This window comes from Cupriavidus phytorum (assembly GCF_003254285.1).
In the GTDB taxonomy this organism is placed as follows: Bacteria; Pseudomonadota; Gammaproteobacteria; order Burkholderiales; family Burkholderiaceae; genus Cupriavidus; species Cupriavidus phytorum.
The window spans coordinates 1,061,982-1,080,594 of record NZ_QKZN01000001.1 but is presented as its reverse complement, the minus strand read 5'-3'; the positions used below and the strand labels follow the sequence as shown (position 1 = coordinate 1,080,594).

General features: G+C 71.0%; 12 protein-coding genes. 7 read left to right on the top strand and 5 right to left on the bottom strand.

What is annotated here, in order from left to right:
- Window positions 1-2 precede the first annotated feature (2 nt).
- Both C7416_RS04630 and C7416_RS04625 read right to left on the bottom strand, forming a co-directional pair.
- Entirely contained in the window at window positions 3-569 is a 567-nt protein-coding gene (locus C7416_RS04630) for a BON domain-containing protein (protein ID WP_111517317.1), read from the bottom strand.
- A gap of 44 nt (window positions 570-613) precedes the next feature.
- Complete coding sequence (locus C7416_RS04625) at window positions 614-1,777, bottom strand: flavodoxin family protein (RefSeq protein WP_240988288.1); 1,164 nt, start codon at window positions 1,775-1,777, stop codon at window positions 614-616.
- Window positions 1,778-2,061: 284 nt separating this feature from the next.
- On the opposite strand from C7416_RS04625, the gene C7416_RS04620 reads away from it, so the two are divergent.
- Both C7416_RS04620 and C7416_RS04615 read left to right on the top strand, forming a co-directional pair.
- Window positions 2,062-2,628, top strand: coding sequence for a CinA family protein (locus C7416_RS04620; RefSeq protein WP_111517316.1), 567 nt, complete (start codon window positions 2,062-2,064; stop codon window positions 2,626-2,628).
- 81 nt (window positions 2,629-2,709) lie between these two features.
- Window positions 2,710-3,054 carry a hypothetical protein gene (locus C7416_RS04615; RefSeq protein ID WP_111517315.1) on the top strand — a complete coding sequence of 115 codons (345 nt, stop codon included), beginning with the start codon at window positions 2,710-2,712 and terminating at the stop codon, window positions 3,052-3,054.
- 103 nt (window positions 3,055-3,157) lie between these two features.
- Here the strand turns inward: C7416_RS04615 and C7416_RS28840 are convergent, their stop codons facing one another.
- Genes C7416_RS28840 through C7416_RS04600 form a run of 3 tightly spaced genes read right to left on the bottom strand, consistent with a single transcriptional unit; the run spans window position 3,158 to window position 4,664 of the window.
- On the bottom strand, window positions 3,158-3,775 hold the full coding sequence (locus tag C7416_RS28840) for a diguanylate cyclase (protein ID WP_116328168.1): 618 nt from the start codon (window positions 3,773-3,775) through the stop codon (window positions 3,158-3,160).
- A gap of 28 nt (window positions 3,776-3,803) precedes the next feature.
- Complete coding sequence (locus C7416_RS04605; protein ID WP_111517314.1) at window positions 3,804-4,256, bottom strand: PA2169 family four-helix-bundle protein; 453 nt, start codon at window positions 4,254-4,256, stop codon at window positions 3,804-3,806.
- A gap of 36 nt (window positions 4,257-4,292) precedes the next feature.
- Window positions 4,293-4,664, bottom strand: coding sequence for a hypothetical protein (locus tag C7416_RS04600; RefSeq protein ID WP_111517313.1), 372 nt, complete (start codon window positions 4,662-4,664; stop codon window positions 4,293-4,295).
- Between the two features lie 338 nt (window positions 4,665-5,002).
- Here C7416_RS04600 and C7416_RS04595 point away from each other — a divergent pair, with 338 nt between their 5' ends.
- Genes C7416_RS04595 through malQ form a run of 5 tightly spaced genes read left to right on the top strand, consistent with a single transcriptional unit; the run spans window position 5,003 to window position 18,559 of the window.
- Window positions 5,003-8,443, top strand: a complete 3,441-nt coding sequence (locus C7416_RS04595) for an alpha-1,4-glucan--maltose-1-phosphate maltosyltransferase (RefSeq protein WP_111517312.1) — start codon at window positions 5,003-5,005, stop codon at window positions 8,441-8,443.
- A gap of 21 nt (window positions 8,444-8,464) precedes the next feature.
- Window positions 8,465-11,818, top strand: coding sequence for a maltose alpha-D-glucosyltransferase (gene treS, locus C7416_RS04590; protein ID WP_111517311.1), 3,354 nt, complete (start codon window positions 8,465-8,467; stop codon window positions 11,816-11,818).
- Window positions 11,815-14,118: a 1,4-alpha-glucan branching protein GlgB gene (gene glgB, locus C7416_RS04585; protein ID WP_240988289.1), complete on the top strand. Its 2,304-nt coding sequence runs from the start codon at window positions 11,815-11,817 to the stop codon at window positions 14,116-14,118. The genes treS and glgB overlap by 4 nt, the downstream gene beginning before the upstream one ends.
- A complete protein-coding gene (gene glgX / locus C7416_RS04580) occupies window positions 14,115-16,310 on the top strand; it encodes a glycogen debranching protein GlgX (RefSeq protein WP_111517310.1) in 2,196 nt (731 codons plus the stop codon). Before glgB ends, glgX begins: the two co-directional genes overlap by 4 nt.
- On the top strand, window positions 16,307-18,559 hold the full coding sequence (gene malQ / locus C7416_RS04575; RefSeq protein ID WP_111517309.1) for a 4-alpha-glucanotransferase: 2,253 nt from the start codon (window positions 16,307-16,309) through the stop codon (window positions 18,557-18,559). Before glgX ends, malQ begins: the two co-directional genes overlap by 4 nt.
- Window positions 18,560-18,613 lie beyond the last annotated feature (54 nt).

Here is an 18,613-nt window from a genome sequence, read left to right as displayed (position 1 = left end):
CCTCAATACATGCGCATGCCGTGGCCGGGGTGGCCCTCCGCACTTGCCGGCCGAGCCACGTGCAAGTGGTTGACCAGGTCCCTGACGCCGAACACCTCGTCGGCGATATCCTCGATACGGTACTTCTGGTGGCGATCCGGCACGCTGCCCTCCAGCGTCACCACGCCCTGCTCGACCCGCACCTCGACCTCGTTCAGGTCCAGCCGGCCACTGCGCGTCAGTTGCTCGCACAGGTCTTCCAGGATGCGTTCGTCGCTGCGCTGGTAGTTGCGCGGCCCGACCGGCCGCCAGTGTTCGCTGCCGCTACGGTAGAGATCCATGCGCTCGTTGTAGCCGGTGAACTGACGATAGGGATCGGCCATGCCGCGGGCCTGGTTCGGCGCGGTTTCGTGCGGCCGCCATTCCCCGGTCCCGCGGCCGGCAGCGCGGCCGCCGCCAAATTCGCCGGGGTCGACCGGCTGGTCATAGTCGTACACGCCATAGGCGCCCACGTAGTGGCTGCGCATATCGGCCTCGGGCACGGCACTTTCGTGCCATGGCGGGCCGCGCCAGTTGTCTCTGCGATCCATCGTTGCCTCCGTTGTTGCCTGGGTTCCCATCTTGGCTCGTTGCGCTACTTCAGCCGCGGCGGCACCAGGCCGTGGTCCGCGGTGCGCAACTGGCCATGGCGCAGCTGCTCGACCGCGCAAGCGAGCGCACGCGCCACGTTGTCGACTTCGCCCTGCACGCTGGTGTCGTGGTCCAGCGCGACGTGGCTGGTGGCATAAGGCTCGTAGTAGCCGATATACCGGTCCAGCCGCGCCTGGGCGCCGGCATCGATCAGTCCCATCCAGTCCAGCCAGTCCGACAGCGCGCGGCGCACGCCTTCGATGCCGGCGACGTCGCCATGCACCACCAGCCCGTAGGCGCGCCCGGCCAGGTGCTTGGGATAGTCCCAGCCCGACAGCTCGATCGCCTTGGCCCGGGTCACGTCCTTGCCGTGCGTGGTGGTGGGATCCGGGTTGCCGCCATCGGCGCAGACCAGCCGGTCCATCATCAGCTTGAGCGGGCTGCTGACCTGGTACCAGTACACCGGCGTGACGATCAGCACGCCGTGGCAGGCGGCCCAGCGTGGGTAGATCTCGTTCATCCAGTCATTGACCTGGCCCAGCGCATGGTTGGGATAGCAGCTGCACGGCCAGTGGCACAGCGGCATCGCGGTGGATACGCAGCCCTTGCACGGATGGATATGCAGTTGCGCGTCGGAAGTCAGATGGCTCAGGTCGAGCAGGTCGACCTCGATGCCCTGCGCTTCCAGGCGCTCGCGCGCCCGCCCGGCCAGCCGCCAGGATTTCGACATTTCGCCCGGGCAGGTGTAGTCGTTGCGCGAGGCCGCGCACACCAGCAGCACGCGCGAGCGCGTGGCCGGATCGGCCTGGCGCTGCTGCGCCACGCGCACCGCCTCGCTGGCGGCGCGCCATTCGTCGGAGAGGTCGTAGTCCGGGTCGGCATAGCCCGCACCCGCCTTGTGCGTCAGCGGCGCCTTGCGGCTTTGCGCATAGGCGTCCCACGCAATGCGCTCGAGCCGGTCCAGCGCCTCATCCTCCTGCCGGTAGGCGGGATCGGTAAAGCGCTCGAGGAAACGCTGGCGAAAGACTTCGCGCGGCAGCGGACTGGTGACCTGCCCCTTGCGCACATCCTCGGGGTTGCCCGCGTGGCGCGGCGCGCGCGGCGCATCATGCGCGGGACGGTCCGGGGGTGCGGGTGGCATGGGCGGCTTCGGCGGCTGCTCGGGCATGTCGGTCTCCGTAATGGTGTCCGTACGGGTCGTTGCGCACCGGACATGCAAGATGAGCGCCATCGCCGCGCAAGGTGTGCGCCGCGCGCGGCGCGCAGCTTTTACAGGCGCGCTCCGGCGCTGCATGTACATTTTTCCCCGCATTTGGACCCGTCGGTGCCGCCAGCGGGCGCGCGCTGTCCCTGCGGCGCAGCGCGTGCGCTATCAACTTGCTGGCACGGAACCTGCCGCCCTGCGGGAAATCGACTGCGGATACCGCAATGGAGAATATGCGAGTGATTGCGATGAGTCACGGCGGCGCAGGCCGCAGCAATAACGTCGGCATTGCCCGCTATCTGCTGCGCCATGGGCTGCGCGTGGTCACGGCGGAATCCTGCACCGCCGGCCTGATCGCCTCGCGCATCGCCGAGGTGCCTGGCTGCGGCGACGTGTTGCGCTGCGCGATCGTGGCCTACTCGCCGTCCGCCAAGGAACAGCTGCTGCACGTCCCGGCCGAGACCATCCGGCGCCATGGCCTGACCAGCGAGGCGGTCTCCCTGGCGATGGCGCGCGGCGCCATGCAACTGACCGGCGCCGACCTGGCAATCGCCAACACCGGCGTGGCCGATGGGGGCGGCGACGGCGATATCCCCGCCGGCACGCAGTGCTTTGCCTGGGTCTTCCGCCGCCACGGCCATGCCGCGCACGACGTGGTGTCGCACGCGGAGGGCATCGCAGCCTTTACCGAGACACGCCGCTTCGCCGGTGCGCGCAACGCCGTGCGCGAAGCCGCCGCCGACTGGGCCCTGGCACGCATCTGCCATTACCACGAACTGGCGCGCAGCGGGCAAGGCCGCGACGCGCGCCCATGAATCGCCGGCGCGCCGAGACGGCATACCGGCAATCCCGAGGGCCCTGGGCCCGACCGACGTAGTCTTGCAATGGAGACCATCATGAAACGCACTCTCGCTACCACGGCACTGGTCGTCGGCACCGCGCTCTGCCTGCCGGCCTTTGCCCAACAGGCCCCGGCGTCGCCGAACGTGCCGAACCCCAGCGTGCCGCCGATCGAAGGTTCGCCTCCGGCCTCGCGCAACCAGCCGGCCGCTACCGACATGGGCTCCGCTTCCGCCCCCGGCGCCAAGGACACCATGAAGAAATCGAAGTCCAAGTCCGACAAGGCTTCGACCAGCGCGCGCAGCAAGAAGCCGCGCGAGCAAGGCGCGCCCGCGGCACCGACCGCCGATGCCCCAAGCGGCCCCAAGGGCGATTCGCCGGATCCGGCGCCCAAGCAATAAGCGCATTAATGATCCTGGACATGCGGCGCGCCCTGCGCGCCGGCTGCTCGCCACCCGCGCCCGCAACGCAACGGACTATCGCGTCAGCGGGCGTCGCGGCAGGTCAGCCGCCGCCGCGCATGGCCCGCGTCGCCTGTGCCAGCAGTGCCTCGCGTTCACGCCGGCGCCAGCGCACGCAGCGCCATAGCTCCTCCAGATAAGGGAGCCCCGCCAGCAGCACCACCGCCACCAGCAGGCCGGCCAGATACGCCGGCGGCAGCGGCTCGGCCTTCAGCGCCAGCGCCATCCGCGCCGGCTCGGGCCCGCGCCCGAACAAGGCCAGAAACTGGTCCCAGTGCAACACCACCACATAAGACGCCGCGGCCAGCGGCAGCACTTCCAGCAGGCTGTGCATGTGCTGCTCGACCGGTGCGATATGGCGACGCTTGCTGGCGTAATGCACATCCCACCATGCGGTGATCTCGTGGATGACCAGCGCCGCCAGCACCACCGCGATCAGCAGCGCGTTGACCTCCAGGAACAGCACCAGCAGCAGCGGCAGGCCCACCTCGGCCAGCATCAGCACGTGCAGCAGCGATTCGGTGACGCCGGCGTTGCGTTCGATCTGCGTGACGCGGTGGCAGAGCCAGTCGCCCACGCCCGCCAGCAGCCACAGCGGCACCAGCCCGTACATCAGCACGAGCCGGGCGGCATGTTCAAAGGCAGGGAGGTCGGCCGGCATGACAGTGGTGTGGCCCGGGGCACGCCGGCTACGGCCGTTCTTGCGGCGCGCGGTACTGCTGTCGCAGCACGCGGAACAGCTCGTGGTTCAACTGCACGCCGCGATACTGCCGGCGCACCACGGCGCGCAGGCGCGAGCCCAGCACGTGCGTGCGCAGCGCCCGCGCATAGCGGCGCTGCACGGCGTGCTCGCGCTTGCTGATGGCCTGCACGATGGAACGGTCCGACCTGTGCTTGCCCATCCCTTCTGTGGCCGGGGCCCGGCCAGTGGCCGACATTGCAAACGCCTCAGGCACCTCGCCGAGGTCGAGCAGGCACGCTTGCAGCTCGTGCGTGGCCTGCGCGAACGCATTGGCGCGGCTGGTGAGCACGGACTTGAGGTGGGGGTTGGCCGCCGCGGTGGCGGCGCGGCGGCAGCCCAGTTCGCCGTCGCGCGAGGCCGCGATCAGCGCGTTGAGCAACAGGACTTTTTTCTTCGCCATGGCACACCTGCCCTGGTCCGCGGGCGGACCGTGAAGTCACCGATCGGAGCCGGCGGCTGCCGGCGGTTGCGCGTTGGCGCCGGACATGCGGCGCATGCCGGACTGGTCCAAGGATAGCGGCTGGGCCTGCGTAGCGCCAGCTGCGGCGAAGGCGTGCTGCGCGGCGGCCCGCCACGCCTTGCGCGCCTCGCGCATGCCGCGCAGGTTCATGGCGATGAGCGCCAGCTGCAGCACGATCAGCGCATGGGCGTCGCCGTGCCAGCCCCACGCAATCCACAGCACGTTGCTGGCCAGGAACACCCAGAAGCCGGCGCGCCGCCGCGCGATCGAGCGCGAACCGACCAGCCAGGTCGCCACTACCGTCACCACCATTGCCGGCCATTGCGCCGCCTCCAGCCACTGATCCATGGGTCTCCTTAGATGGCTTGCCACGTGCCGGCGATGGCACGCACGGGTTCAACGGGGCAAGAACCATACCGGCGAGTGCGCGGGCCGGCAGCGGCCGCGCGGCCTTGCGCGTTATTTCCATCAACGCGGCGGCCACCAGTACTTTTTACAAGGCGTTGCCGGATCGGCACATGCGCTGCCGTGCCGTACGCCCTTGCGGTGCTTGGGCGAACCGACCCGTCGCGGCGCGCGGGCGCGCTGGCACGCACTTCGCATGGCAGAGCCATCCCGGCGGCTGGCCGCAAGGCGCCGCTCCGGGATTTTTGTTGCTCCGCCGGAGCGAAACACCGGGAGGACATGTGCGGATCTGCCAGATCGACCTGACCGGAACGCCCGAAGCCGATCAGCATGCGCTGCAGCGCGTGGCGGCACTGGGGTTCGACCACGTATTGATCGGCGGCTGGCCGCACCTGCCTGAGGACGACACGCTCGCGGCGTGCGCCCGGCATGGACTGGCCCCTCTGCTCGATATATCACTCGACCGCTATATGGCGGACGGCGCCGCCGGGACCGACGACCTTCCCGATGCGGCCTGGATCGACACCGCGGCGCCCGCGTTCGCGCCGCATGAAACCGACAACCACATCCCCGGCTCGCGCCTGCGCTGGCATGACCGGCAGATCGCCGAGGCGCTGGTGCAATGGTGGGCGGCACGGCTGCGCCTGGCGTGGGCCGCCGGCGCGGCCGGCTTCTGCTGCCGCGCGCCGGCACGCGTGCCGGGCCAGTGCTGGGCCGCACTGCTGGCGACCCTGCGTGGCGATGCGGTGCCCGAAACGGCGCGCGGCACGCCGCGTTTCCTTGCCTGGACCCCGGGGCTGACGCCGGCACAGCTGGACGAGCTGGCGCCGGCCGGCTTCGACGGCGCTTTTTGCTCGCTGCCGTGGTGGGACTACCGCAGCGCCTGGCTGACCGAGGAAATGGCGCGGCTGCGCCGCCTCGGCCGGGTGCTGGCGGCGCCGGCACTGGCGCCGGCGCGCCATGACGCGCTCAGCGCGCGGCGCGCGCTGTGGACCGCCGCGGCGATTGGCGACGGCATCCTGGTGCCGGCCGGATTCGAGACCGGCGGTGCGCAGGCGCGCGATCCGCTGGCGCCGGACGGCCACGCGCATGACGGCGTGCCCTACGACATCACCCATGAAGTGCTGGAAGCCAATACCTGGCTGGCCGCGCGCGACCCCGCGCCGGCGCTCGCGGTGCGCCTGCTGAGCGGCCCCGACGCGCCGCTGACCGTGCTGGCGCGCCTGCCCGCCCCCGATGGCCATGGCAACGGGCCCGATGCCGCGCCGCACCGCGAGGATCCGGCGGTGCCCGACGCCGGTCCCGCGCTGGCGGTGGTGATCAACCCCGATCCGATGGAGCCGGCCAGCCTGGGCGCCGACCGCGTGCTCAGTGCCATGCCGCATGCCAGCGCCCGGCTGGAGCCGGCCGCCGGCGGCCCGGGCGGCACCATGGACGGCACCAGCCGACTCGATGCACTGTCCAGCATCACGCTGGCGCCGGCCGATATCCGCCTCTATGAAGTGCCGCCGGTGCCGCTGAGCCGGCCCGGCATGCCGCGGGCCGACGCGACCGCGCCGCACGGCCACGAAACCCTGGCGGTCACCGGCCTGGGCAGCGTGGTGGCCGCCATGGAGGCGCCGCGCATCGCCATCGAACGGGTCGAGCCCGCCTGCGACGCCGGCCGCTTCGCCGTGCGCCGCGTGGTGGGCGAGCGCGTCGCCGTCAGCGCCGATATCTGGATGGATGGCCACGACAAGCTGGCCGCGGCGGTGCTGTGGCGCGCGCCGGGCGAAAGCGAATGGCGCGAAACGCCGATGCAGCCAGGCATCAACGACCGCTGGGAAGGCAGCTTCCCGCTGGTGGCGCTGGGCCGGCATGAATTCACGGTCGAGGCCTGGCGCGACACCTACGCCAGCTGGCTCGACGAGATCGGCAAGAAGCGCGCGGCGGGCCTCAACGTCGCGCTCGAGATCGAGGAAGGCGCGCGGCTGGTGGCCGATGCGCTGCTGCGGCCGGCGGGAAATGGAAAAGCGGGCAACGGCAAGGCGGGCAACGGCAGGAAATCCGGCAGGAAGGACAGCCAGAAGACCGCTACCGACAGCGAACTGTCCGCCATCGTCGACGAGCTGACCGCCGCCGGCGATGACGAACGGCGCCTGCAGCTGCTGCTGTCCGAGCGCACCGCCGCGGCCATGCAGGCCGTGATGCAGACCCCGGCCGGACGCCCTTTCGCGTCGCGCCATCCGGTGGCGATGCCGGTCGAGGCCGACCGGCTGGCGGCGCGCTTCGCCAGCTGGTACGAGCTTTTTCCGCGCTCGCAGAGCAACGACGCGCAGCGCCATGGCACCTTCGACGACGTCATCGCGCGCCTGCCCGCGATCCGTGCGATGGGTTTCGACGTGCTGTACTTTCCGCCGATCCACCCGATCGGCCGCACCCATCGCAAGGGCCGCAACAACAGCCTGCGCAGCGAGCCGGGCGACCCTGGGAGCCCCTACGCCATCGGCAGCGCCGAAGGCGGCCACGATGCGCTGCATCCGGAGCTGGGCACGTTCGAGGACTTCAGCCGGCTGATCGATGCCGCCGCGGCCAATGGCCTGGAGCTGGCGCTGGACTTCGCGATCCAGTGCTCGCCCGATCATCCGTGGTTGCGGGATCATCCGGAGTGGTTCGCGCACCGGCCCGACGGCTCGCTGCGCTACGCCGAGAACCCGCCCAAGAAGTACGAGGACATCGTCAACGTCGACTTCTACGCCGCGGCGCCGGCCGGTGCCGCGCTATGGCAGGCGCTGCGCGACGTGGTGATGTTCTGGGCCGACCACGGCATCCGCATCTTCCGCGTCGACAACCCGCACACCAAGCCGCTGCCGTTCTGGGAATGGATGATCGCCGACGTGCGCGCGCGCCACCCCGACACCATCTTCCTGGCCGAGGCCTTCACCCGGCCCAAGATGATGGCGCGGCTGGCCAAGCTGGGCTTCAGCCAGTCGTACACCTACTTCACCTGGCGCAACGCCAAGTGGGAGCTGACCGAGTACCTGACCGAACTGACGCAGAGCCCGCTGCGCGAATTCTTCCGGCCGCACTTCTTCGTCAACACGCCCGACATCAACCCCTACTTCCTGCATCACGGCGGCCGCCCCGCGTTCCTGATCCGCGCGGCGCTGGCGACGCTGCTGTCCGGGCTGTGGGGCATGTACAGCGGCTTCGAGCTGTGCGAGAGCGCGCCCTTCGTGCTCGATGGCAAGGTGCGCGAGGAATACCTGGACTCCGAGAAATACCAGCTGCGCGTGCGCGACTGGCAGCAACCCGGCAATATCGTCGCCGAGATCTCGCGCCTCAACGAGATCCGTGCCGGCCACCCGGCGCTGCAGAACCACCTGGGGCTGCGCTTCTACCATGCCGGCAGCGACGCGGTGCTGTGGTTCGCGCGCTTCGTGCCAGGCACCGACTACCTGTTCGGCGACGACGTGCTGCTGGTGGCGATCAACCTCGACCCGCGCACTGCGCACGATGCCGATATCGAAATCCCGCTGTGGGAATGGGGCCTGCCGGACCAGGCCGGCCTGGCGGTGCAGGAGCTGATGCGCGGCCAGCGCTTCGAGCTGCGCGGCAAGTACCAGCGCATCCGGCTCGACCCGGCGCAGCTGCCGTTCGCGGTCTGGCACGTGCAGCCGCTGGAACGTCCCGCCCCCCGCCCACCTGCTGCGCCGGTCTCGACCGACCCGCACGGCGCCTGACAGGCATACGTGGAGACACGGATGAAACGCCTTACCGAAACCGCCAGCGCCGCCCTGCTCAACGCCGACCCGCTCTGGTACAAGGATGCCGTCATCTACCAGCTGCACATCAAGTCCTTTTTCGACGCCAATGGCGATGGCGTGGGCGACTTCGCCGGCCTGCTCGGCAAGCTCGACTATCTGGTCAACCTGGGCGTCGACACGGTATGGCTGCTGCCGTTCTATCCGTCGCCGCGCCGCGACGACGGCTACGACATCGCCGACTACCGCAACGTCCACCCCGACTACGGCACGCTGGCCGACGCGCGGCGCTTTATCGCCGCCGCGCATGCGCGCGGCCTGCGCGTGATCACCGAGCTGGTGATCAACCATACCTCTGACCAGCATCCGTGGTTCCAGCGCGCGCGCAAGGCCAAGCCCGGCTCCGCGGCGCGCCGCTATTACGTGTGGTCGGACCATGACCAGGCCTACGCCGGCACGCGCATCATCTTCTGCGATACCGAGAAATCCAACTGGAGCTGGGATCCGGTGGCGGGCGCGTATTTCTGGCACCGCTTTTACTCGCACCAGCCGGACCTGAACTTCGACAACCCGCAGGTGCTCAACGAAGTGCTGTCGGTGATGCGCTTCTGGCTCGACATGGGGGTCGACGGCCTGCGCCTGGACGCGGTGCCCTACCTGGTCGAGCGCGAAGGCACCAGCAACGAGAACCTGCCCGAGACCCACGCCGTGATCCGCAGCATCCGCTCGCACCTGGACCAGCACTTCCCCGGCCGCATGCTGCTGGCCGAGGCCAATATGTGGCCGGAGGACGCGCAGCAGTACTTCGGCCTGACCGGGCCCGACCCGGAGGGCGACGAATGCCACATGGCGTTCCACTTCCCGCTGATGCCGCGCATGTACATGGCGATCGCGCGCGAGGACCGCTTCCCGATCACCGACATCATGCGCCAGACGCCGGAGGTGCCGCCCAACTGCCAGTGGGCGATCTTCCTGCGCAACCATGACGAGCTGACGCTGGAGATGGTGACCAGCAGCGAGCGCGACTACCTGTGGGAGGTCTACGCCACCGACCGGCGCGCGCGCATCAACCTGGGCATCCGCCGCCGCCTGGCGCCGCTGATGGAACGCGACCGCCGCCGCATCGAGCTGATGAACAGCCTGCTGTTCTCGATGCCGGGCACGCCGGTGATCTACTACGGCGACGAGATCGGCATGGGCGACAACATCCACCTGGGCGACCGCGACGGCGTGCGCACGCCGATGCAGTGGTCGCCCGACCGCAACGGCGGCTTCTCGCATGCCGATCCCGAGCGCCTGGTGCTGCCACCGCTGCAGGGCCCGCTGTACGGCTACGAGGCGGTCAATGTCGAGGCCCAGGCACGCGATCCGCATTCGCTGCTGAACTGGATGCGGCGCATGCTGGCGCTGCGGCGCAAGCACCGCGCCTTCGGCCGCGGCACGCTGCGCTTCCTGTTTCCCGGCAACCGCAAGATCCTGGCGTACCTGCGCGAGTTCGAAGGCGAGCACATCCTGTGCGTGGCCAACCTGTCGCGCGCGCCGCAGGCGGTGGAGCTGGACCTGTCGGCGTTCAACGGCCGCGTGCCGGTGGAGATGATGGGCGCGACGCCGTTCCCGGCGATCGGCACGCTGACCTACCTGCTGACGCTGCCACCCTATGGCTTCTACTGGTTCGTGCTGAGCGACGAGGCGCAGCCGCCGTCGTGGCACGTGGAGGCGCCCGAACAAATGCCAGACCAGATCACCCTTGTGATGCAGAACACCGGCCGGCCCGAACTGACCGAGGCCTCGCGCCGGCTGATGGCCAGCGAGGTGCTGCCGCACTACATCGGCAGGCGCCGCTGGTTCGGCGGCAAGCACGAGCGCATCGAACGCGTCGCGCTGGCCTACCTGCTGCCGTTCGCGCGCGGCAGCGGCGGCGAGGACATCTACCTGGGCGAGGTCGAGGTGGGCCTGCCCGGGCGCACCGAGCGCTACCAGCTGCCGGTGGGCATCCTGTGGGACCGCGAAAGCGCCGACGGGGTCTCGCAGCTGGCGCATGGCCTGTCGATGGCGCGCGTGCGCCAGGGCAGCCGCGTCGGGCTCGCCACCGACGGCTTCGTGGTCGAGCCGTTCGCGCGCGAGGTGGTGCGCGCGCTGCGCAACGGCCTGCAGGTCCACGCCGGGCACGACCTGATCCAGTTCCGCGCCGAGCCCGGTCTGGCCGCGCTGGAACTGGAGCGCGACCCGATCGAGTACATGTCGGCCGAGCAGTCCAACAGCTCGCTGTCGTACAACAACACCGCCGTGCTCAAGCTGGTGCGCCGGCTCTCGGGCGGCATCCACCCCGAAGCCGAGATGACGCGCTACCTGACCGCGCAGGGCTATGCCCACGCCGCCGCGCTGCTGGGCGAGGTGGTGCGCACCGGGCCTGACGGCGTGCCGCATACCATGATGCTGCTGCAGGGCTATATCCTGAACCAGGGCAACGGCTGGGACTGGACCCTCGATTACCTGGGCCGCGCCATCGACGATGCGCTGCCGTCGCAGGACAGCGAGGACGAGTTCGCCGAGGCCTTGAACGGCTACGCCGCGCTGGCCGGAACGCTGGGGCGCCGGCTGGCCGAACTGCACGCGGTGCTGGCGCGTCCCACCGACGATGACGCCTTCACGCCGCTGCCCGCCACCGACGACGATGCGCGCGCCTGGGCCGGACAGGCGATGGAGGCGCTGCAGCGCGCGCTGAGCCGCCTTCAGGCACGGCCCGCCGCAGAGACCGCAACCCCGGCCTTCGAGGCCGATGTGCAAACCCTGATGGCGGCGCGCGATGCGCTGCCCGGGCTGGTCGACAAGCTCGCCGCCGCCGCGCCCGGCAGCCTGCAGACCCGCATCCACGGCGACTTCCACCTGGGCCAGGTGCTGATCGCGCAGAACGACACCTACCTGGTCGACTTCGAAGGCGAGCCCGGCCTGCCGCTCGACTGGCGCCGGCGCAAGACCTCGCCGCTGCGCGACGTGGCGGGACTGCTGCGCTCGCTCGACTATGCCGCGGCCACGGTCGGCACCGACCGCCGCGAACGCACCCACAGCGAGCTGCCGCCGCAGCTGGCGGAACGGCGCGCGGTGCTGCTGGAGCGCTTCCGCACCACCGCCAATGAAGCCTTCCTGAACTGCTACCGCCAGCACATGGAGGCCGCGCCCGTGCCATGGGTCGCGCCCGACCAGCTGCAACCGCTGCTCGACCTGTTCCTGCTGGAGCGCGCGGCGTATGAAGTCGATTACGAAGCCGCCAACCGGGTCGCGTGGATCGACCTGCCGGCCAGCGGGCTGGCGCGCCTGCTGCGCAAGCTGGCGCCGCAGGGAGATCAGCCATGAGCCCCTCCGCCAGTACCGGCAGCACCGGTACCACCACGCGCGCTGGCAAGCAGGCCGCAGTGCTGCCTGGCCATGAACTCGACGCCCTGCTGGGCGGCCGCCATCCCGATCCGTTCGGCGTGCTGGGACCGCATCCGGATGGCGACGCCACGCTGGTGCGCGCCTGCCTGCCCGGGGCGGCGTCGGTGCAGCTGGCCGATGCCGGCGGCGCGCCGCTGGCGGAGATGGAACGGCTGCATGGCGGCGGCGTGTTCGCCGCGCGCTTGCCGCAGGCAACAGGCGCCGGCGCGGCGGCCTACCGGCTGCGCGTGCAATGGTCCGACGGCACCGAGCAGTGCAGCGCCGACCCCTACGCCTTCGGCCTGCTGCTGGGCGAGCTGGACCTGCACCTGATCGCCGAGGGCCGGCACTTCGAGCTGGGCGCGTGCCTGGGCGCGCAATGCCAGCGCGTGGACGGCATCGACGGCGTGCGCTTCGCGGTGTGGGCGCCCAATGCGCGGCGGGTCTCGGTGATCGGGGACTTCAACGGTTGGCACCCGGCGCGGCATCCGATGCGGCTGCGCCATCCCAGCGGCATCTGGGAGCTGTTCGTCCCGGCCGCGCTGGGGGCGCAGCCGGGCAGCCGCTACAAGTACGACCTGCTCGACCCGCATGGCACCGAGCTGCCCGACAAGGCCGACCCGCTGGCGCTTGCCGCCGAGCCGCCGCCCGCCACCGCCTCGGTGGTGACCGGTCCCGGCCAGGGGGCGCCGCCGTTCACCTGGCACGATGACGACTGGATGGCCCGCCGCCGGGAACGCGACCCGTACCGCACGCCGATGTCGGTGTATGAAGTCCACGTGCTGTCGTGGCTGCGCGCGGCCAACGACGCGCAGCATGGCTGGAACATCCTGGCCGACCGGCTGGTGCCCTACGTGCAGGAGCTGGGCTTCACCCATATCGAGCTGCTGCCCATCACCGAGCACCCGTTCGGCGGCTCGTGGGGCTACCAGCCGCTGTCGCTGTACGCCCCCACCGCGCGGCTGGGACCGCCGCAAGCCTTTGCCGCCTTCATCGACCGCTGCCACCAGGCCGGCATCGGCGTGATCCTGGACTGGGTGCCGGCGCACTTCCCCACCGATCCGCACGGGCTGGCGCAGTTCGACGGCACCGCGCTGTACGAGCACCAGGATCCGCGCGAAGGCTTCCACCAGGACTGGAACACGCTGATCTACAACCTGGGCCGCAACGAAGTGCGCGGCTTCCTGCTGGCCGGCGCGCTGCACTGGCTCGAGCACTTCCACGCCGACGGCCTGCGCGTCGATGCGGTGGCTTCGATGCTCTACCGCGACTACAGCCGCGAGCCCGGCCAGTGGGTACCGAACCGTTTCGGCGGCCGCGAGAACCTCGAAGCGGTGGACTTCCTGCGCGAACTCAACGCGGTGGTCCATGAACGCTGCCCGGGCGCGCTGACCATCGCCGAAGAGTCCACCGCGTGGCCGGGCGTGACCGCCAGCGTCGCCAGCGGCGGGCTCGGCTTCGACTTCAAGTGGAATATGGGCTGGATGCATGACACCCTGAAATATCTTGGCCACGAGCCGGTGCACCGCGCCTGGCACCACCAGAACATGACCTTCGGCCTGGTCTACGCCTGGTCCGAAGCCTTCGTGCTGCCGCTGTCGCACGACGAGGTGGTGCACGGCAAGGGCTCGATGATCGGCAAGGTGCCGGGCGACGACTGGCAGCGCTTTGCCGGCCTGCGCGCCTACTACGGCTTCATGTGGACGCATCCCGGCAAGAAGCTGCTGTTCATGGGCGGCGAGCTGGCGCAGTGGCAGGAATGGAACCACGACGCCGAACTCGACTGGCCGCTGCTGGACCAGCCCATGCACCGCGGCATGCACACGCTGGTGCGCGACCTGAACCGGCTCTACCGCGAGCTGCCCGCGCTGCATGCGCTGGACCACAGTCCCGAAGGCTTCGAGTGGGTGGTCGGCGACGACAACCACAACAGCGTGTTCGCATGGCTGCGCCGCGCGGGGGCGGACAGCCGCGAGGTGGTGCTGGCGGTGGTCAACATGACGCCGGTGCCGCGCCAGGCCTACCGTGTCGGCGTGCCCTGTGCCGGCACGTGGCGGGAATGCCTGAATACCGATGCCGCGGTCTACGGCGGCAGCAACGTCGGCAACGGCGGCGCCGTGACGGCCATCGACGTGCCTTCGCACGGTCAGCCGGCTTCGCTGGCGCTGACGCTGCCGCCGCTGGCCACGCTGGTGCTGCGCTTCGACCAGGGTGACGGCAGCGAAGGCGCCGCGACATGACGCGCCAGTTCGCAGACCGGCTGCTGCCCGGCAAGCCGTTTCCGCTGGGAGCCCACTGGGACGGGCTGGGAGTCAATTTCGCGGTGTTCTCGGCGCACGCCTGGCGCATCGACTTGTGCCTGTTCTCCGACAACGGCCGCAAGGAACTGGCCCGGCTGCCGTTGCCGGAATGCACCGACGAGATCTGGCATGGCTACCTGCCCAACGCGGCGCTGGGCACGCTGTACGGCTATCGCGCGCATGGTCCTTACGATCCCGGCCACGGGCACCGCTTCAACCCGCACAAGCTGCTGCTGGACCCGTATGCGCGCCAGCTGAGCGGGCCGGTGCGCTGGTCCGACGCGCTGTTCGGCTACCGGCTGCAGAGCGCGCGCGGCGATCTCACGCCGGACCGCCGCGACAGCGCGCCGACCATGCCCAAGGCGGTGGTGGTGGACGAGAGCTTCCACTGGGGCGACGACCGGCCGCCGGCCGTGCCCTGGCCCGCCACCGTGATCTACGAAGCCCACCTGCGCGGCCTGTCGATGCTGCGCGACGACCTGCTGCCCAACCTGCGCGGCACCTTCGCCGCGCTGTGCGACCCGCGCTTTATCGACCACCTGGTGCAGCTGGGCGTCACCACCATCGAGCTGCTGCCGGTGCATGCCATCCTGCAGGACCGCTTCCTGCTGGAGCGCGGCCTGCGCAATTACTGGGGCTACAACACGCTGTCGTACTTCGCCCCCGAGCCGGCCTACCTCGGCACCGGGCAGTTGCAGGAATGCAAGGTGGCGATGCGGCGCCTGCATGCCGCCGGCATCGAAGTGATCCTGGACGTGGTCTACAACCACACCTGCGAAGGCAACGAGCTGGGGCCGACGGTGTCCTGGCGCGGACTCGACAACGCCAGCTACTACCGGCTGATGCCCGGCGACGAGCGCCACTACATCAACGACACCGGCTGCGGCAATACGCTCAACCTGTCGCACCCGCGCGTGCTGCAGATGGTGCTGGATTCGCTGCGCTACTGGGTGCATTGCTACCACGTCGACGGCTTCCGCTTCGACCTGGGCAGCACGCTCGGGCGCGAAGGCAACGGCTTCGACGCGGGCTCCGGCTTCTTCGACGCGCTGATGCAGGATCCGGTGCTGAGCCGCGTCAAGCTGATCTCCGAGCCCTGGGACCTGGGCCCGGGCGGCTACCAGCTCGGCAACCATCCGCCCGGCTTTGCCGAGTGGAACGACAAGTTCCGCGACGTCAGCCGCCGCTTCTGGCGCGGCGACGCCGGGCACCGCGGCGAGATGGCGGCGCGGCTGGCGGCCTCGGCCGACCTGTTCGACCGCCGCCGCCGGCGCCCGTGGGCCAGCATCAACTTCATCACCGCGCACGATGGCTTCACCCTGGCCGACCTGGTCAGCTACAGCGCCAAGCACAACGAGGCCAACGGCGAAGACAACCGCGACGGCACCGACGACAACGCCAGCGCCAACTGGAGCCCGGACGGCAGCGTCGAAGGGCCCACCGACGACCCCGACATCCTGCAGCGCCGCGGCCGCGTGGCGCAGGCGCTGATGGCCACGCTGCTGCTGGCGCAGGGCACGCCGATGCTGACCGCCGGCGACGAATGGGGCCGCAGCCAGGCCGGCAACAACAATGCCTATTGCCAGGACAACGAGCTGTCGTGGCTGGACTGGAAGCAGGCCCAGGCGCCCGGCGCGCAGCCGATGCAGCAGATGGTGCGCCGGCTGCTGGCGCTGCGGCGCAGGCTCCATGCGCTGGGCGGCGACCGCTTTGCCCACGGGCGCGAAGAACCGGCGCCGGGCATTGCCGACATCGCCTGGTTCGACACCGACGGCAAGCCGCCGACGCCTGAAGAATGGGCCGATCCGGAGATCCGTACGCTGGCGCTGCGACGCGCCGCCGCCCCGCCGCAGCCGGAGCGCCCGCTGCTGGCTTCGCTGGCGCAGGCCACGCCGGGCGATGCGCACGCGGTGCAGGTAACCCTGCTGCTGCTCAACGCCGGCGACAGCGATGCCACCTTCCAGCTGCCCGAGCCCGCGCTGCCGTGGGCCGTGCTGTTCGACAGCAGCCGCCCCGAGGCCAGCGACGCCGAGCTGGCCGGCACACAGGTGAACGAATCCCAGCCGGTCGCCGCCCACTCTCTGGTGCTGCTGGCCGCGCAGGCGCCCACGCCGCGGGAGGACCAGGCGTGAGCCGCGCTGGCACGACTTCGCCGCTGCAGGCGCTGGCGCTGCGCGCCGGCCTGCAGCCGCACTGGACCGATGCCTGGGACCAGCCGCGCGAGGTCGGCGACGCGGCCCTGCGGCGCGTGCTGGAAGGACTGGGCCTGCCGTGCGGCAGCCCCGGCCAGTGCGCCGCCTCGCACGCGTGGCTGGCCGCCGACGACGCGGCGCATGCACTGCCGCCGCTGCTGACCGCCGAGCGCGGCCAGCCGGTCGCGGTGCCGTGGCCGCATACCGTGCCGCAGCGCGCCTACCGGGTGACGCTGGAAGACGGCGCGATCATCGCCGGCACCGCGGTGCGCGGCGCGGGTGCCGATGCCGCGCTGATGCAATTGCCCGCCATCGACGTCTGCGGCTACCACCGGCTGGAGCTGGGCAATGCCCATGCCACGCTGGCGGTGGCGCCGCGGCGCTGCTACGGCGTCGCCGACGCGCTGCGGCATGCCGGCCGGGCCACGCAGAGCAACGGCGAAGGCGCGCCCACGCCACCATGGGGCCTGGCGGTGCAGCTCTACAGCCTGCGGCGCGGCGTGCCCTGCGGCATGGGCGACCTGACCGCGCTGGCCGAAGGCTGCACCAGCGCCGCGCGCGCCGGCGCGGATGCCATCGCCATCAACCCGCTGCATGCGCCCTTCGCCGCGCTGCCCGAGCGCTACAGCCCGTATGCGCCCTCGAGCCGCCTGTTCCTGAACCCGCTCTATGCCGACCCTGCCACGGTGTTCGGCCAGCCCGCGGTCGACGCCGCCATCGCCGACCTGGGCGCGGGCGACACGCTGCAGGCGCTCGACGCCCGCGGCGAGATCGACTGGATCGCGCTGGCGCCGCTGCGCTACGCCATCCTGCGCTGGCTGTGGCAGCGCCGCGAGTCCCTGCTGCCGCGCGCGGCGCTGGACGACTATGCCGCGTTCCGCGCGCGCGGCGGCACGGCGCTGCATGCACATGCCTGCTATGAGGCAATCCAGGCCCAACGGCTCGGCGACAGCGCCAACGGCAACAACCAGCAGGCCGCGCCGGACTGGCGCTGCTGGCCGGTCACGCTGCGCTCCCCGGCCGATGCCGCGGTGGCCGCGTTCGCGCAGGCTCACGCCGACGACGTGGCCTTCCACGCCTTCCTGCAATGGCTGGCCGACGACGGCCTGGCGCGGGCGCAGCGCGCGGCGCGGGACGCCGGCATGGCCATCGGCATCATCCGCGACCTTGCGGTCGGCGCCGACCCCGGCGGCAGCCAGGCCTGGACGCGCCAGCCCGAAACCCTGGCCGGCTTCCATGCCGGCGCGCCGCCCGACCTTTACAACCCGCTCGGACAGGACTGGGGCGTGGCGGTGTTCTCGCCGCGGGGGCTGCGCCGGCACGGCTACGCGGCGTTCCTGGAGATGCTGCGCGCCAACCTGTCGCACGCCGGCGGACTGCGCATCGACCACGTGCTGGGCCTGGCGCGCATGTGGCTGGTGCCGGCCGGCGCGCCCGCCAGCGACGGCGCCTACCTGCGCTATCCGCTGCAGGACTTGCTGCGGCTGGTGGCGCTGGAGTCGTGGCGGCATCGCGCCATCATCATCGGCGAGAACCTCGGCACGGTGCCGCCGGAGCTGAATGCCGCACTGTCGGCGCGCGGCGTGCTGGGCATCGACGTGCTGTGGTTCCAGCGCGAAGCACAGGCGCAGGACGACGCACGGGATGAGGCAACGGAAGAGACCGCCGACCTGGCCGGTCAGGAGGCAGACACAGCGGCCTTCATGCCGCCGCAAGACTGGCCCGCGGATGCCGTCGCCACCACCACCACGCACGACCTGCCCACCGTCGCCGGCTGGTGGGCCGGCCAGGACCTGGCGTGGCGCTACCGGCTGCAGCTGCTGGCGCCGGGCGAAACCCTGGCCCAGGCGCAGGCCGGCCGCGCGCGCGAGCGCGTGGCGCTGTGGCAGGCCTTGTGCGACGCCGGACTATGCAGCGGCGCGGTCCCCGCGCCGGACCAGGCCCCGCTGGACGCGGTGCTGGCCTGGCTGGGCACGGCGCGCACCGCGCTGCGGCTGCTGCCGGTGGAAGACCTGCTCGGCCTGCCCGAGCAGCCCAACCTGCCCGGCACCACCAGCGGCCATCCCAACTGGCAGCGCCGGCTCGATACGGAGGTGCGTGCGTGGTTCGGCACCCCGGCGCTGCGCGCGCGCGCCGATGCATGGCGTGGCATCCGCCCCGGCGCACGCCATCCGCCGGCGCAGCGATGAGGGCTACAAGCCTCACCGCATCCACCAATGTGCTGTGTCCGAAACCGCCGTCCG